Origin of the sequence: Streptomyces sp. WM6386 (assembly GCF_000972385.1) — a bacterium.
Classification (GTDB): domain Bacteria; phylum Actinomycetota; class Actinomycetes; order Streptomycetales; family Streptomycetaceae; genus Streptomyces.
Map to the genome: position 1 here is coordinate 1 of NZ_JXTE01000672.1, position 348 is coordinate 348.

The following is a 348-nucleotide window of genomic DNA, read 5'->3' on the forward strand; positions in this document are numbered from 1 at the left end:
CACGGCCGTGACACCCTCGGTGTCCTGAAGGGGGATCACCGCCAGCCGGTCGATGCCCTGCCGGTCACGGCCCACGCTGGCCTCCTTGAAGGCCACGTCGTCGCCGAGGAACAGGTGCACCACGTCGAAGGCGTTGGGGCCGTTGTCCGCCACACAGCCGCCACCGCAGCGCGCCGGGTCGAGATACCAGCGGTCCTTGCCGACGTGCTCCTCGATCTTCTCCCAGTAGCGCACGGTGAGCCGCTCCACCGGCACGTCCGCGGGCAGCGAGCCCAGCAGGTCCAGGACGTTGGTGTTGTATCGGCGGTGATAGGCCGTGAACAGCGCCACCCCCTTCTCCTCGGCCAG

At 69.3% G+C, this 348-nt stretch carries 1 protein-coding gene; it reads right to left on the reverse strand.

What is annotated here, in order from left to right; genetic code table 11:
* Positions 1 to 330 (reverse strand): Gfo/Idh/MocA family protein (locus tag TN53_RS43190; RefSeq protein WP_420719177.1); only part of this gene is annotated, 330 nt, incomplete at its 3' end.
* Positions 331 to 348: the final 18 nt, after the last annotated feature.